Source organism: Rhizobium sp. NXC14, from assembly GCF_002117485.1.
Taxonomy (GTDB): domain Bacteria; phylum Pseudomonadota; class Alphaproteobacteria; order Rhizobiales; family Rhizobiaceae; genus Rhizobium.
In genome coordinates this window covers 875416-888987 of record NZ_CP021030.1, presented here as the reverse complement: position 1 = coordinate 888987, position 13572 = coordinate 875416, and the positions used below count along the sequence as shown (strand labels likewise).

The 13572-nt window shown below is 60.8% G+C and carries 12 protein-coding genes; 5 read left to right on the top strand and 7 right to left on the bottom strand.

What is annotated here, in order from left to right; translation table 11 throughout:
• Nucleotides 1–48 precede the first annotated feature (48 nt).
• On the top strand, nucleotides 49–486 hold the full coding sequence (locus NXC14_RS04335; RefSeq protein WP_085777112.1) for a nucleoside deaminase: 438 nt from the start codon (nucleotides 49–51) through the stop codon (nucleotides 484–486).
• Nucleotides 487–594: 108 nt separating this feature from the next.
• On the opposite strand, the gene NXC14_RS04330 is transcribed toward NXC14_RS04335, so the two are convergent.
• The 4 genes from NXC14_RS04330 to NXC14_RS04315 form a co-directional block, all read right to left on the bottom strand.
• Nucleotides 595–1224 carry a hypothetical protein gene (locus tag NXC14_RS04330; protein ID WP_085777111.1) on the bottom strand — a complete coding sequence of 210 codons (630 nt, stop codon included), beginning with the start codon at nucleotides 1222–1224 and terminating at the stop codon, nucleotides 595–597.
• A 131-nt stretch (nucleotides 1225–1355) separates the two neighbouring features.
• Nucleotides 1356–4262: an isoleucine--tRNA ligase gene (ileS, locus tag NXC14_RS04325; RefSeq protein ID WP_085779973.1), complete on the bottom strand. Its 2907-nt coding sequence runs from the start codon at nucleotides 4260–4262 to the stop codon at nucleotides 1356–1358.
• 285 nt (nucleotides 4263–4547) lie between these two features.
• Nucleotides 4548–5531 (bottom strand): bifunctional riboflavin kinase/FAD synthetase, encoded by a 984-nt coding sequence (locus tag NXC14_RS04320; protein WP_085779972.1) that lies wholly within the window; start codon nucleotides 5529–5531, stop codon nucleotides 4548–4550.
• 14 nt (nucleotides 5532–5545) lie between these two features.
• Nucleotides 5546–6394 carry a TIGR01459 family HAD-type hydrolase gene (locus NXC14_RS04315; protein WP_085777110.1) on the bottom strand — a complete coding sequence of 283 codons (849 nt, stop codon included), beginning with the start codon at nucleotides 6392–6394 and terminating at the stop codon, nucleotides 5546–5548.
• Nucleotides 6395–6733: 339 nt separating this feature from the next.
• On the opposite strand from NXC14_RS04315, the gene groES reads away from it, so the two are divergent.
• The 3 genes from groES to NXC14_RS04300 all read left to right on the top strand — a co-directional run bounded on the left by groES (nucleotide 6734) and on the right by NXC14_RS04300 (nucleotide 9775).
• Nucleotides 6734–7030, top strand: a complete 297-nt coding sequence (groES, locus tag NXC14_RS04310) for a co-chaperone GroES (RefSeq protein ID WP_004675403.1) — start codon at nucleotides 6734–6736, stop codon at nucleotides 7028–7030.
• Between the two features lie 72 nt (nucleotides 7031–7102).
• Nucleotides 7103–8740: a chaperonin GroEL gene (groL, locus tag NXC14_RS04305; RefSeq protein ID WP_085777109.1), complete on the top strand. Its 1638-nt coding sequence runs from the start codon at nucleotides 7103–7105 to the stop codon at nucleotides 8738–8740.
• Between the two features lie 588 nt (nucleotides 8741–9328).
• The gene (locus tag NXC14_RS04300; RefSeq protein WP_085777108.1) at nucleotides 9329–9775 is read left to right on the top strand and encodes a hypothetical protein; all 447 of its coding nucleotides are present in this window, start codon (nucleotides 9329–9331) and stop codon (nucleotides 9773–9775) included.
• A 315-nt stretch (nucleotides 9776–10090) separates the two neighbouring features.
• Here NXC14_RS04300 and NXC14_RS04295 read toward each other — a convergent pair whose 3' ends face one another.
• From NXC14_RS04295 to NXC14_RS04285, 3 genes are all read right to left on the bottom strand, one after another.
• Nucleotides 10091–10999, bottom strand: coding sequence for a sigma-70 family RNA polymerase sigma factor (locus NXC14_RS04295; protein ID WP_085777107.1), 909 nt, complete (start codon nucleotides 10997–10999; stop codon nucleotides 10091–10093).
• On the bottom strand, nucleotides 10996–11739 hold the full coding sequence (locus NXC14_RS04290) for an SDR family NAD(P)-dependent oxidoreductase (RefSeq protein WP_085777106.1): 744 nt from the start codon (nucleotides 11737–11739) through the stop codon (nucleotides 10996–10998). Before NXC14_RS04290 ends, NXC14_RS04295 begins: the two co-directional genes overlap by 4 nt.
• 446 nt (nucleotides 11740–12185) lie before the next feature.
• Nucleotides 12186–12896 (bottom strand): glutathione binding-like protein, encoded by a 711-nt coding sequence (locus NXC14_RS04285; protein WP_085777105.1) that lies wholly within the window; start codon nucleotides 12894–12896, stop codon nucleotides 12186–12188.
• A 202-nt stretch (nucleotides 12897–13098) separates the two neighbouring features.
• Here NXC14_RS04285 and NXC14_RS04280 point away from each other — a divergent pair, with 202 nt between their 5' ends.
• The gene (locus NXC14_RS04280; protein ID WP_085777104.1) at nucleotides 13099–13518 is read left to right on the top strand and encodes a DoxX family protein; all 420 of its coding nucleotides are present in this window, start codon (nucleotides 13099–13101) and stop codon (nucleotides 13516–13518) included.
• Nucleotides 13519–13572: the final 54 nt, after the last annotated feature.

The following is a 13572-nucleotide window of genomic DNA, read 5'->3' as shown; positions in this document are numbered from 1 at the left end:
ATCTGCGGTTAAGTGGAAATTATTGCGATCGTGAAGACAAATCGTTTCATGGAGATGGCGCTTGAAGAAGCGCGCGCCGCCGGAGAACGCGGCGAGGTGCCGATCGGCGCGGTCGTCGTTGTCGACGATATTGCTGTTTCACGCTCGGGAAACGGCACGCGCGAGCTCAACGACGTTACCGCGCACGCCGAAATCGCCGCAATCCGGCTCGCCTGCGAGGCACTTGGGCAGGAGCGCCTTACCGGCGCCGATCTCTATGTGACGCTGGAGCCTTGCACCATGTGCGCGGCAGCCATCTCGTTTGCGCGCATCCGCAGGCTCTATTACGGCGCCGAGGATCCGAAGGGCGGCGCCGTCGACAATGGCGTGCGATTCTATGCGCAACCGACCTGCCATCACGCGCCGGAAGTCTATTCGGGAATCAATGAGGTGCAGTCGGCCGAGATTTTGCGGCGATTCTTTGCGGAACGAAGAGAGGCGCCGTAATCTCAGGGCCTGCACAACAACGTCATCCCGGCAGGCGGATGAGGGGCCGGTCCGGTGATATCGATGAACCCAAGCGAAAAGCATGGGCTACAGGCCGATCCAAAGCTGCTACTGCAGGAAGTTCCACCACTGCTTGCCGGAATTGGCGATTGCCGCGTCCTTCTTGCGCTTCTTCTGCTTCTTGAGCTCCGGCTCGCCGACGTCATCGAGCTTGGCCGGGTCGTCGACGGTGCGGTAACCGGGCGGCGGATCGGAAATGTAGCGACGCTGATCGACGTAGGAGCCCTTCTGCAGGGCGCGGGCCTCGCGATAGGCCTGGGTCTGGGCTTCGGTCGTGCGCCGGCCGCCTTCGATTGCGGAGCTTGCCAGCGGCGAGCGGTAATTCGGATTGTCCGAATTGGCGTCAGCCTCGGAGACGAGGCGGGCGCGGGTCTCCTCCGGCGATTCAAGCCATTGCGGATTGTCCTTGTTGGCCACCGTCGGCTGCGGCGCGACGAGGGTCTCTCGCTGGCCCTCAGCCGGCAGCACCAGCGTCGGGCGCGGCGTATATTTGACGCCCTTGTTCTTCGGTTCCGGTCCGGTCAGAGACACGGACTGGCCAAGATCGTCGGTCAGCTGCTCCATGGCGGTCTTGTCGGTGCCGTAGGTCGGGCTGCTGGCGCAGCCGGACACAAGGGAGCATCCCGCCATGACAACAGACAGGCAGGCGCCAATACGGAACCAATGCGTTGCGAACATGAAAACCCTTCCAGCCACCGGTGCAATCGTCGCCCTACCGGACAACCGTCCCCCTGACGCAAAAATCCGGCCATTTTCAGGCAGCTTTTACCGGATGAACGCCGCAATGGCAATTCACCCGGCAAATATCTTCAGGCGCGGATGCCGAGTTCGCGCAAGGCGGCGGCGTCGCGCGCCGAGACGTCGGGATAGTCCGGATCAGAACCGACATCGGTGGTGATGCGCCAGGAACGGGCGCATTTGACGCCTTCGGCAGGCTTCGGCACGACGGCGACGTCAGGCACCTCGGCCAAGCGGAAAGCGTCGGCCGGGCCGGCATCTGACTTGATCGTGATGCCAGAGGTGATGCAGACTTCGCTGAAATCCTGGCCCTCGAGCGCCTTGCGAAGCGCCGCATCGGCGACATAGACAACGGGCGCCGCCTCGAGCGAGGAACCGATGCGCTTGTCCTTGCGCTCGATTTCGAGAGCGCCGGTCACGACGCTGCGGATCGCGCGGATCTTCCTCCACTTTTCGGCCAGCGCATCGTTGCGCCATTCCTTGGCGACCGGAGCGAACTGCTCCAGATGCACCGAGATAGCCGAGGGATTGCGTGAGAGCCATGCCTCTTCCGTCGTAAACGGCAGCATCGGCGCAAGCCAGGTCACCACGCAATCGAAGATCATGCGGATGACATAGAGCGCCGAGCGACGGCGGAGGCTGGATGGCGCATCGCAATAGAGCGCATCCTTGCGGACGTCGAAGTAGAAGGCCGAGAGCTCGACATTGGCAAAGTCGATCAATGCGCGGGCGATCTTCTTGAAATCGAAGGCATCATAATTCTCGCGCACGAGCTGATCGAGCTCGGAGAGACGGTGCAGCATCAGCTGCTCCAGCTCCGGCAGATCGGCAAGCGCGATGACCTCCCCCTTGTCGTGAGCGAGCGTGCCGAGCATCCAGCGGATGGTATTGCGCAGCTTGCGATAGGCATCGACATTGGTCTGGATGATCGTCTTGCCGACGCGGAGATCATCGGCGTAGTCCGAGGTCATGACCCAGAGACGCAGGATGTCGGCGCCGGCATCCTTCATCACCTCCTGCGGCGAGGTGACGTTGCCCTTCGACTTCGACATCTTCTCGCCCTTCTCGTCCATGGTGAAACCATGGGTGAGGACGGCGTTATAAGGCGCGCGGCCGCGGGTGGCAGCCGATTCCAAGAGCGAAGAATGGAACCAGCCGCGATGCTGGTCGGACCCTTCGAGATAAAGGTCGGCCGGCCATTTCAGGTCGGGGCGATCCTCCAGCGTGAAGGTGTGCGTCGAGCCCGAGTCGAACCAGACGTCGAGGATATCCATGACCTGTGTCCACTTGGCCGGGTCGTGCTCGTTACCAAGAAACCGTTCCTTGGCGCCTTCGGCAAACCAGGCGTCGGCGCCCTCGACATCGAAGGCATTGAGGATGCGCTGGTTGACGGCCTCGTCTTTCAGAACTTCGCCCTGCTCATTCACGAAGACGCAGATCGGCACGCCCCACGCTCTTTGACGGGAAAGAACCCAGTCCGGGCGCTGCTCGATCATCGCACGCAGACGGTTCTGGCCGGCGGCCGGCACAAAACGGGTGTCGTCGATCGCGCCGAGGGCCCGGCTGCGCAGCGTCGTTCCATCCGGCAGCGTCTTGTCCATATAGACGAACCATTGCGGCGTATTGCGGAAAATGACAGGCTTCTTCGAACGCCAGGAATGCGGATACTGGTGCTTCAAGCGGCCGCGGGCAAAGAGCGCATTGCGTTCGATCAGCGCTTTGATGACGCGATCATTGGCATCGCCCTTCTTGCCGTTATCGTCGATGACGCGCGCGCCTTCCAGGCCGGGAGCGTCGGCGGTGTAGAAGCCGCCGTCGTCGACCGGGAACGGGATCTTGGTCTCGATGCCGCGGGCCTCGATCTCACGGGCATGCGCCATCCAGACGTCAAAGTCTTCGCGGCCGTGGCTGGGTGCGGTGTGCACGAAACCGGTACCGGCATCGTCAGTGACATGATCGCCCTCGAGCAGCGGCACGACAAATTCGTAACCGCCTTCCAGGCCTCGGAGGGGATGTGCGCAGGCCATGCCGGCGAGATCGGCAGCCGTGACATCGGCTAGGCGCCGGTACTGCAGCTTCGCCTTGGCAAAGGATTCCTCGGCCAACTTGTCGGCGAAAACAAGCTTCTCGCCCGGACGCGGGCCGAAATCATTCTCGGCAGCCGTGACCTCGTAAAGGCCGTAGGCGACACGTGAGGAATAGGCGACCGCGCGGTTGCCGGGGATCGTCCATGGCGTGGTCGTCCAGATGACGACGAAGGCATCCTTGATGCTGTCGGGGCCTTTCGCGATGGGGAATTTCACCCAGATCGTGTCGCTTTCATAGTCGTGGTACTCGACCTCGGCTTCCGCCAGCGCGGTGCGCTCGACCACCGACCACATAATCGGCTTGGAGCCGCGGTAGAGTTGGCCGCTAGCGGCGATCTTCAAGAGCTCACCAGCGATGCGGCTTTCCGCATGGAAGTTCATCGTCAGATACGGGTTTTCGAAGTCGCCCACGATGCCGAGGCGCTGGAACTCGTCACCCTGGACCTTGATCCACTTCTCGGCATAGGCGCGGCACTCGCGGCGGAAGCCGATCATCGCCGCCGGCTCGCTCAGGTCAGGCTTCGCCTTTCCCTTGGCGCGATAGTTCTCTTCCTCGATCTTCCATTCGATCGGCAGGCCGTGGCAATCCCAGCCGGGCACGTAGTTGGCGTCATAGCCGCGCATCTGGAACGAACGGTTGATGACGTCCTTGAGGATCTTGTTCAGCGCATGGCCGATATGGATGTTGCCATTGGCATAGGGCGGGCCGTCGTGCAGGACGAATTTCTCGCGGCCGGCGGCGGAGGCGCGCAGTTTCTTATAGAGATCCATCTGCTGCCAGCGGGCAACAAGCTCCGGTTCCTTCTGCGGCAGACCGGCGCGCATCGGGAAATCGGTTTCAGGCAGATAGAGGGTCTTCGAGTAATCGATCTTTTCGGCTGTTTCGGTCATGTGTGACAATCGTTTCTGGCAGCCCCGTGAGGGCGCGACGGACGTGAAAATAGGTGGCGGCGGAAGCGCCTGCTCGTAAGCGCCGAAAACCCGGACCTCCCGGCCGCTTAGCGCGCGCGGAAGGCCGGGCCGATAATTCGTATCGTCATTGCCAGCCGAAGTTTCATCATAGCGCCGGTTCATAGGCGTTTTTGCCGGGAAAAGGAAGAGAGGAAATTGCCTGCCTACGATCGCGAGGCACTGCCGAATCCGGCATGCACCCGGAACATTCCGACCAGTGCACTCTCAGGAGAAGCAAAGCTTGCGATCGAGTTCGCCCAATGGCGCCACGCCCGCCAGCAGCGCCCTCGCCTCTTCCTCGTCGCGTTTGATCTGGACGACAAGCGCATCGAGGCCATCGAATTTCAGTTCGGGTCTCAGATAGCCGAAGAAGGAGACGGCGCAGAGCTGGCCGTAGAGATCGCCGTGAAAATCGAACAGATAGGTTTCGAGCAGCGGCGCGCCGTTTTCCGTCACCGTCGGGCGGCGGCCGTAGCTCGCGACGGCATCGTGGAGCGTTCCGTCCCGGCGGCGGAAGCGAACGGCGTAGATGCCGGCGGCAAGTTCGGCCTCGGGCGGCAGGCGCATATTGGCGGTAGGAAAACCGAGTTGCCGGCCGAGCTTTTCGCCGTCGATCACCTCGGCTTCGACCGTATAGCGGTAGCCGAGCATGCCGGCGGCTTCGCTGACATTGCCGTCCTTCAGCAGCGCCCGGATATGGCTCGACGAGACGACATCGGCGTTCTCGTCGCGGAAGGCGTCGATCAGGGTGACGCCGAAACCATAGGTCTGGCCGGCATTCATCAGGAAGGCAGGCCCGCCTTCGCGGCCGCGGCCGAAATGGAAATCGAAGCCGGTGACGACTTCGGTGGCGCCTAGCCAATCCTTGAGGATCGAATGGATGAAATCGTCGGCCGAGCGCTGCGAAAATTCGTAGTCGAAAGGATATTCGATGACTGCGTTGAAACCGAGCGTTTCCAGAATCCGGGCCTTGAGCGGCGCGGGTGTCAGCCGGAAGACCGGTGTCTGCGGCCGGAACACCGTGCGCGGATGCGGCTCGAAGGTCAGCACCAGGGCAGGAATACCGCGCGCCTTCGCTATTTCGAGCGCGCGGTTCAGCACCGATTGATGGCCGCGATGCACGCCGTCGAAATTGCCGATGGCAATGACCCCGCCCTTCAGATGGGCAGGCAAGGCTTCGCGGGTTTCATTGCGGTGGAAGACGGTCATCGGCTGGCTTCTCTTCATGCAAGGCGCGGCATCCACCACTTCGGCGCGGCCTTCTCCCGCTCGAGATAGGCGTTGAGGATCGCCTCGTCGGTCTCGCCGTTCAAGGTGTATTCCTTGGCATGGATCCCGCCGCTGATGTAGAGAAGATCCAGGCCGAAATTCAAGGCGCCGCGCACATCCGTCGGCATACCGTCGCCGATCGCCAGCACACGGTCGGTGGAAAAATCGCCGCGAAGCTCGCGGGCGGCCGAAAGCGTCGCCTCGTAAATCGGCCGGTGCGGCTTGCCGGCAATGCGGGTTTTACCGCCGAGCTGCTCGTAATAGGCAGCCATGGCGCCCGCACAGGGGATGATGCGATGGCCGCGTTCGACGACGAGGTCGGGATTGGCGCAGATCATCGGCACGTCGCGCGCCTGGAAATCGAGGAGCATGTCGGTGTAGTCCTCGGGCTTTTCGGTCTCGTCGTCGAAAAAGCCAGTGCAGACGAGCGATTGCGCTTCACCGGCCGGCCGGCGCTCGACGCCGATGCCTTCGAGAAGCGCCTTGTCGCGCTCGGGGCCGAGCAGAAAGACCGTCTTCGGCCCCTCGGAAATCAGCCCGCGGGTGACGTCCCCCGAAGTGACGATCCGGTCATAGGCGCCATCTGGAACGCCGATATGGCGCAGTTGCTCGACCACCTGCCAGGAAAGGCGCGGCGAATTGGTGATCAGGACGATGGCAAGGCCGCTCTCGCGCGCCGCTTGAAGGGCTGCGGCTGCCTTTGGAAACGGATCGACGCCGTTATGAACGACGCCCCAGACGTCGCAGAGCACCACGTCATAGCGATCTGTGATCTCCGAGAAGTTTCCTATCCGCCTGGCCATTCCAATTTCCCGATTTGCTTCAGTCACCGGTGACATTGCAAAGGCGCAAGGCGATGGCAAGGCATTTTCTTCACCTGGCAGACAAGATCGTCGGCAATCCCGGCGAGAGGGGACGGCAAGGTCTGGGAACGTTGCTATGCCAGACAGGATCGGCGGTAACCTCCGATAATTCGCCGCCTCTTCACAATTCCGGCACAAAAATTCGTGATTGCTCTCATTGACTCCTCTCGGAGCCATCCCTAAATGCTCGAGCGCTAGCACTCACCAGAGAGGAGTGCTAACACTTATCCATGCGGGCCGCTCCGGTCCGCGAATGTCATTCGATCGAGGGATTAGACAATGGCAAGCACCAATTTCCGTCCGCTTCACGACCGCGTCGTCGTTCGTCGCGTCGAGTCCGAAGAAAAGACCAAGGGCGGCATCATCATTCCCGACACCGCCAAGGAGAAGCCGCAGGAAGGCGAAATCGTCGCCGTCGGCTCCGGCGCTCGTGATGAGTCCGGCAAGGTCGTCGCTCTCGACGTCAAGGCTGGCGACCGCGTTCTGTTCGGCAAGTGGTCCGGCACTGAAGTCAAGATCAACGGCGAAGACCTTCTGATCATGAAGGAAGCCGACATCATGGGCATCATCGGCTGATCGGCCGATCCGCTTTCCCGAAATGGCTGACGGGCTTTTTGCCCGAACAAATCGAATTCAGGAGACACAAACATGGCAGCTAAAGAAATCAAGTTTGGCCGCACCGCGCGCGAAAAGATGCTGCGCGGCGTCGACATTCTCGCCGATGCAGTGAAGGTCACGCTCGGCCCGAAGGGCCGTAACGTCATCATCGACAAGTCCTTCGGCGCTCCGCGCATCACCAAGGACGGCGTTTCAGTCGCCAAGGAAATCGAACTTGAAGACAAGTTCGAAAACATGGGCGCCCAGATGGTCCGCGAAGTCGCTTCGAAGACCAACGACATCGCCGGTGACGGCACCACGACTGCAACCGTTCTTGCCCAGGCGATCGTTCGCGAAGGCGCCAAGGCCGTTGCCGCAGGAATGAACCCGATGGACCTGAAGCGCGGCATCGATCTCGCCGTTGCCGAAGTCGTCAAGGATCTCCAGGCCAAGGCCAAGAAGATCAACACTTCGGAAGAAGTCGCCCAGGTCGGCACGATCTCCGCAAACGGCGAACGCCAGGTCGGTCTCGACATTGCCGAAGCCATGCAGAAGGTCGGCAACGAAGGCGTCATCACGGTTGAAGAAGCCAAGACCGCCGAAACCGAACTCGAGGTCGTCGAAGGCATGCAGTTCGACCGCGGTTACCTCAGCCCCTACTTCGTCACCAACCCGGAAAAGATGGTCGCCGACCTCGAAGACGTCTTCATTCTCCTCCACGAGAAGAAGCTCTCGAACCTGCAGTCGATGCTCCCGGTTCTCGAAGCCGTCGTCCAGACCGGCAAGCCGCTCCTCATCATCGCTGAAGACGTCGAAGGCGAAGCTCTTGCGACCCTCGTCGTCAACAAGCTGCGCGGTGGCCTCAAGATCGCTGCTGTCAAGGCGCCTGGCTTCGGCGACCGCCGCAAGGCCATGCTCGAAGACATCGCCATCCTGACCGGCGGCACCGTCATCTCCGAAGACCTCGGCATCAAGCTCGAAAGCGTCACGCTCGACATGCTCGGCCGTGCCAAGAAGGTTTCGATCTCCAAGGAAAACACCACGATCGTCGACGGTTCGGGCGCCAAGTCCGACATCGAAGGCCGTGTTGCCCAGATCAAGGCCCAGATCGAAGAAACCACCTCCGACTACGACCGCGAGAAGCTGCAGGAACGTCTTGCCAAGCTCGCTGGTGGCGTTGCCGTCATCCGCGTCGGTGGCTCGACGGAAGTCGAAGTCAAGGAAAAGAAGGACCGCATCGACGACGCCCTCAACGCGACGCGCGCTGCCGTTCAGGAAGGCATCGTACCGGGCGGCGGCGTTGCCCTGCTCCGTTCTTCCGTCAAGATCTCCGCCAAGGGTATCAACGACGACCAGGAAGCCGGCATCAACATCGTTCGCCGCGCTCTGCAGGCTCCGGCCCGCCAGATCGCTGAAAACGCTGGTGACGAAGCTTCGATCGTTGTCGGCAAGATCCTCGACAAGGATCAGGACAACTACGGCTACAACGCCCAGACCGGCGAATATGGCGACATGATCGGCATGGGCATCATCGACCCTGTCAAGGTCGTTCGCACCGCCCTGCAGGATGCCGCTTCCGTCGCATCGCTGCTGATCACCACCGAAGCCATGATCGCCGAGCTGCCGAAGAAGGACGCTCCGGCTATGCCGGGCGGCATGGGCGGCATGGGTGGAATGGACATGATGTGATAGGCGAAAGCCGTCACTGACATCCATTCCGGCACATCCGGAACAGGAAGGGCGGCCCCCGGGTCGCCCTTTTCTTTTGTCCGCTGCGATTCGTTCCGTTGCGCACTATTTTATCCCGTGCAGCGCGTCAGCCGACCTCGAAGCTTTCGTCAGGCTTGCGTCGCTGCTCTTTTTCCAATGCCGAAAAGTGCGCGGGAGATTGCTTCCGCGGGAAGGTTTCTCACGCAATAGATGCTAAACCGTTCGAAAAATGCCGAAACTGGTCACTTCTGGCTGAAGAGCGTGATGATGCCGACATCTCTCACAAATAACGCCGATCCGAACAGGCTCAAAAAGCCGTTGCCGTTTGTGCAAAAGCTCCTATAAATCCGCGGCTGCAATTGATGCGCGCCCGGCGATCATTCTCTGTCAGACGAGCCGGGAAGGCGATGCCACAAATGCGTGTTCGAAGGGCTCAGGTCCGGAGACTCGAATGGCTGCAACGATCGCCGAAGTAGGCGCGGGCATCATGCCCGCCGTCCCATGATCCTGTTTCTTTGTGTTTGCCGAGCGTGCGGCGGAGGAGCCGCATCCGAACTGGGGAACGCCTTGTTTAAGATCGCCAAAGCCAATGGAGCCGTGCCCTTGATGACCGGCTCGCTGAACGACAACCATCAAAATCACCAGATGCTGGCGCAGTTGTCGGTTTCCGAAAGCTGGACCGGAGATTTTTCGAGCGGCCTGATCCGTCTCGGCAAATGGAGCGCGATGCTGCACGGCCTCTCCGCCGAGGAATGCGGGCTGCTTAACCTGATCCGCTGCTACGATAGCAAGGATCGAGCCCGCGTGCTGGAACTGTTCGAGCAGGCGGCGACGCACTGCTCCTCCTTCTGCTTTTCAACGACAATCATCATGCCGAACGGTTTGCGCCAGCCACTGTTCTGCATGGGCGAGTCGAACGGGCTCGAGGAGAAATACAGCGGCAGCATAACCGGCGTCTTCATCTTCCCTCGCTTCAAGCTCGAAGGCGCAAGGCAGATCACCAGCCGGCAATAAGACCGGCGACCCTAGATAAAGGCCGCTCATGGCCCAGCCATAACGTAAATGTGGAATCGCTAGATTTTGCGGTTCCACATTTTCAGCCCACGACCGACGGGCCCATTGCAGCCATCCGTACTATCGCATCAAGCGGTCCGGCGGCCAATTTGGATTGGTAGCTTCATCACCCGTCCGCAAGCGGCCGCCGGCCGCAAAATCAAAGAGGAATCGCAGCGTACCCTTTGGCATAGCGGGAATAGTCATGTTTTACGAAACGTCCGCAAGTGGCGGCGCATAGGGGGCCGCGAGGAAGCACGTCTCGACCAGTATCGGTCACCGCGATGCGGCCGGCATGACATCAGCACCATCCATGACATAGGTCGCGTAGCGATGGTCGCGGATTAGGCTTATCTCTTGCCCCCGCCATTCGAGCAGCATGAAATAGGAAGGCCCGCTCGCCGGTTCGGCCGAAACCAGGAATATTTCCCTGCCTTCCAGCCGGGCAGGTTCGACCCTGACTCGCGGATATTCGGCATAATAGGTGAAAAATCGACCGACATCGGCGGCACCCGAGATTTCAGGCCGTCGCGCCTGGCGAAGCCGAACGTCATCGGCCAGCAAGCGACGCAGCGCGTCCCAATCTTGGGCGTTGAAGAGCGCTGCAAAGTTCAGGGCCTCCGGACTTGGCAACGGCGCAACGTCAGACCGCACGTCGGAGATCGCACGCAATCTCGCCCTACCGCGCGACAGATGGGCCTTGACGGCGTCGACACTCAGTTCGAGCAGCGCTGCGATATCCGCAAGCGACTCTCCCAACACATCCTTGAGGATTACCGCGCTGCGTTGCGGCACCGGCAATTCTGCAAAATGACCCAGGGCGACCCGCACCGTGTCCCGCCGGATCAGCGCGTCCTCCGCGCCGACTGCGCTGATATCGGGCAGATCAAAGGCTATCTCAAGCGGCTCCGACCGGCGCGTACTGCGCTGGCGCAGGGAATCTATGGCTCGATTGTGGACGATGCGAAACAGCCACGGTCGCAGCGACGTGCCAGGTGGGATCGAGCCAGCCGTCGCAAATACCTTGGCAAACGCGTCCTGAATCACGTCCTCGCCGTCGATCACCGAACCCACCAGACGAGCAGCGTAACGATGCAGTTGGGGGCGAAGCGCGTCCGCTTCCCTGGCCAGGTCTGCAAGCAGAGTTTTCCTCTCTTCAGTCCCGAGAGCTGGGTCTTTCGTCATTCGATGACCGTCACACCCGTATCCCCACGCACGGCATAGACCATGGCCTCAGCGAGGCCGGAATCGCCGATCAGTTCGGCGACCGTATCACCGAAAGCCCGCGGCGTCATGTCCGGCCAGGTGGCGGCTTGTTCGGCAAATGTCCGACTCGCCTTCGCAGCATAGGCCCCGATTCCGGTATCGCCCACACCAGTTCCAACGAACATCTGCCGGGGAACGATGACCCGGAACCGCAAGCCCAGGCCGAGTTCCGCCGACAAGTCGTCGGCGTATTTTGCAATGAACCACTGCGCGCGCTTGGCGCCGGCATAACCTCCCGATAGTGGCGACCCCTGCACGGCGGCTCCGCTGGAGACCAGCACGACGAGCCCGCCCGGCGCCATTGGCAAGGTCAGGGCAGCCTGTACCCAATGCAGCGCGGCCTTGACGTCTACATTCCAGTTGGTCGTGAATACCTCCCAGCCAATCCGGTCGATCCGTTCCATGGGCGGTTTCGCACCGGCATTCATGATGACGACATCAGGTCGCGTCTGCTCCATGATCCGCCACGCCGCGTCGGCATCAGTTGCATCGGCCGATATGGCGGTGACGGCAAGTTGCTCAGCCGGCCCCAGCACAGCGCTCGCGTTTCGGGCGACCACGGTGACTTCGGCCGCGCGAGCAACGAATGCCTCGGCAAGCCCACTCCCCAAGCCGCGGCTCCCGCCGACGACCACAATTCGCTTTCCTTCCAGATCCATTTCTCAGTCCTCGTTCATTCGACCGCTCGACGACGGTCGCAACAACGACGGTTCAAGGAGGTGAAAAGAGTCATCGCCATCTGCGATTTGTGGAAGCCAGCGTCAAAAAAGTCTGGCTCGACCGAATGCCGCCGTGATTGCGGTCGCCAGGCGAAGCGGATCGCGCCCTTGATACGGGGTTGCTTGTTCCGGTTGACCTATCGCGCCGATCCTCCACATCTGAGGCGATCCCGAATTTCGGCCGATGCGGGTTCTTGCAAAGGTTGACGTTCACTCCCTGGAAGGGACAGGCAATCGAAGCCGCCTTGAATGTCTGAGGAAATCTCCGGCATGAGTAATGCCCCGACAACCGGGGTTATTGGGGTTTTGCTTAAGATGGTCCTCACGATTCCACGCTAGTGGTCGGGCGGCAGGGCGGCCTTTTGCATTGTCCGGCGGATCGTCCGTTACTCCGGTTTGACAGGAATGTTGAGGCCTCTGGTGCTTGCCGGGCGCGCGATGCAGCGCTCCAGCCAATCGGAAACGGCGGGGAATTTCGCATATTCGAGAATCTCACGGCCGCCATAGAAGATATCTGCGCCGCGAATCCAGGTGAAAGTGGTGATGTCGGCAATCGTATATTGATCACCCATGATCCATTGGCGGCCTTTCAGCCGGCCTTCGAGCACGCCGAGCAGCCGCTTGGATTCATCGCGGTAGCGCTCCACCGGATAGGAATTATTGGCGACCTTGTCGGCGGCGAATTTGTAGAAATGCCCGAACTGACCGAGCATCGGGCCGATCCCGGCCATCTGGAAAAACACCCACTGGATGCATTCATAGCGGCCGGCGGCATCGGCGGGGATGAGCTTTCCGGTCTTTTCGGCGAGGTAGAGCAGGATGGCGCCGGATTCGAACAGCCCGATCGGCTTTCCCCCAGGCCCGTTCGGATCGATGATCGCCGGAATGCGGCCGTTCGGATTGAGCGATTCGAATTCCGGCGACTTCTGCTCGTTGGCGGCAAAGGAAATATAGTGCGGCTCATATGCGAGCCCGAGCTCTTCGAGGGCGACCGATACCTTCACCCCGTTCGGCGTCTGCAGGGAATAAAGCTGGATGATATCGGGATTTTTCGCCGGCCAGCGCGTGGTGATCGGAAATGCGGAAAGATCTGCCATAAGAGACTCCATATTATCGGCCGACCATAGAAGACGATGCTCCGGAAAGGCAAGCGAGGGTATTGTTCCATATTGTTGAACGAAGCGTCCCCTTCTGTTTATCTTTCCATGACGGAAGAAATAGGCGACATAGGGGTATCAGAGATCCACAGCGTGCCGAGGGCACCAAGATCTCCCGAGCCTTCAAACGGAGACAATGTCCATGTCGAACGCCATCATCCTGATTGCCCGCATTCTTCTGTCATTCATGTTCATCCTTTCCGGCTTCATGAAGCTGACCGATCCCGCCGGTACTGCGGGCATGATCGCCGGTGCCGGCCTGCCGGCGGCAACCCTGTTGGCCTATGTCGCAGGCCTCTTCGAACTGCTGGCCGGCCTTGCGGTTCTCGCAGGCTTCCAGGTCCGTATTGCCGGCTGGCTGCTCGCTGGCTTCTGTGTCTTTACGGGCGTTGCCTTCCATCTGCCCTACGCTAGCGGCACGGAACTCGTGAACATTCTCAACCAGATCATGGTTATGAAGAACATCACGCTGGCCGGCGCGTACATCCTACTCGCCACCGTCGGTGCCGGTGCCTATTCGATTGACGCACGCCGTGGTCTGCAGGCCGTCGCCGCCCGCTAATCCCATCTCCTCCCAAGCATGCAAAACCCGCCGTCATTGAACTGACGGCGGGTT

What these genes read in the sequence shown, in the direction of transcription:
- NXC14_RS04335 (WP_085777112.1), top strand. Translation starts at nt 49, where the DNA reads ATGGAGATGGCGCTTGAAGAAGCGCGCGCCGCCGGAGAACGCGGCGAG.
- NXC14_RS04330 (WP_085777111.1), bottom strand. Translation starts at nt 1,224, where the DNA reads ATGTTCGCAACGCATTGGTTCCGTATTGGCGCCTGCCTGTCTGTTGTC.
- ileS (WP_085779973.1), bottom strand. Translation starts at nt 4,262, where the DNA reads ATGACCGAAACAGCCGAAAAGATCGATTACTCGAAGACCCTCTATCTG.
- NXC14_RS04320 (WP_085779972.1), bottom strand. Translation starts at nt 5,531, where the DNA reads ATGACCGTCTTCCACCGCAATGAAACCCGCGAAGCCTTGCCTGCCCAT.
- NXC14_RS04315 (WP_085777110.1), bottom strand. Translation starts at nt 6,394, where the DNA reads ATGGCCAGGCGGATAGGAAACTTCTCGGAGATCACAGATCGCTATGAC.
- groES (WP_004675403.1), top strand. Translation starts at nt 6,734, where the DNA reads ATGGCAAGCACCAATTTCCGTCCGCTTCACGACCGCGTCGTCGTTCGT.
- groL (WP_085777109.1), top strand. Translation starts at nt 7,103, where the DNA reads ATGGCAGCTAAAGAAATCAAGTTTGGCCGCACCGCGCGCGAAAAGATG.
- NXC14_RS04295 (WP_085777107.1), bottom strand. Translation starts at nt 10,999, where the DNA reads ATGACGAAAGACCCAGCTCTCGGGACTGAAGAGAGGAAAACTCTGCTT.
- NXC14_RS04290 (WP_085777106.1), bottom strand. Translation starts at nt 11,739, where the DNA reads ATGGATCTGGAAGGAAAGCGAATTGTGGTCGTCGGCGGGAGCCGCGGC.
- NXC14_RS04285 (WP_085777105.1), bottom strand. Translation starts at nt 12,896, where the DNA reads ATGGCAGATCTTTCCGCATTTCCGATCACCACGCGCTGGCCGGCGAAA.
- NXC14_RS04280 (WP_085777104.1), top strand. Translation starts at nt 13,099, where the DNA reads ATGTCGAACGCCATCATCCTGATTGCCCGCATTCTTCTGTCATTCATG.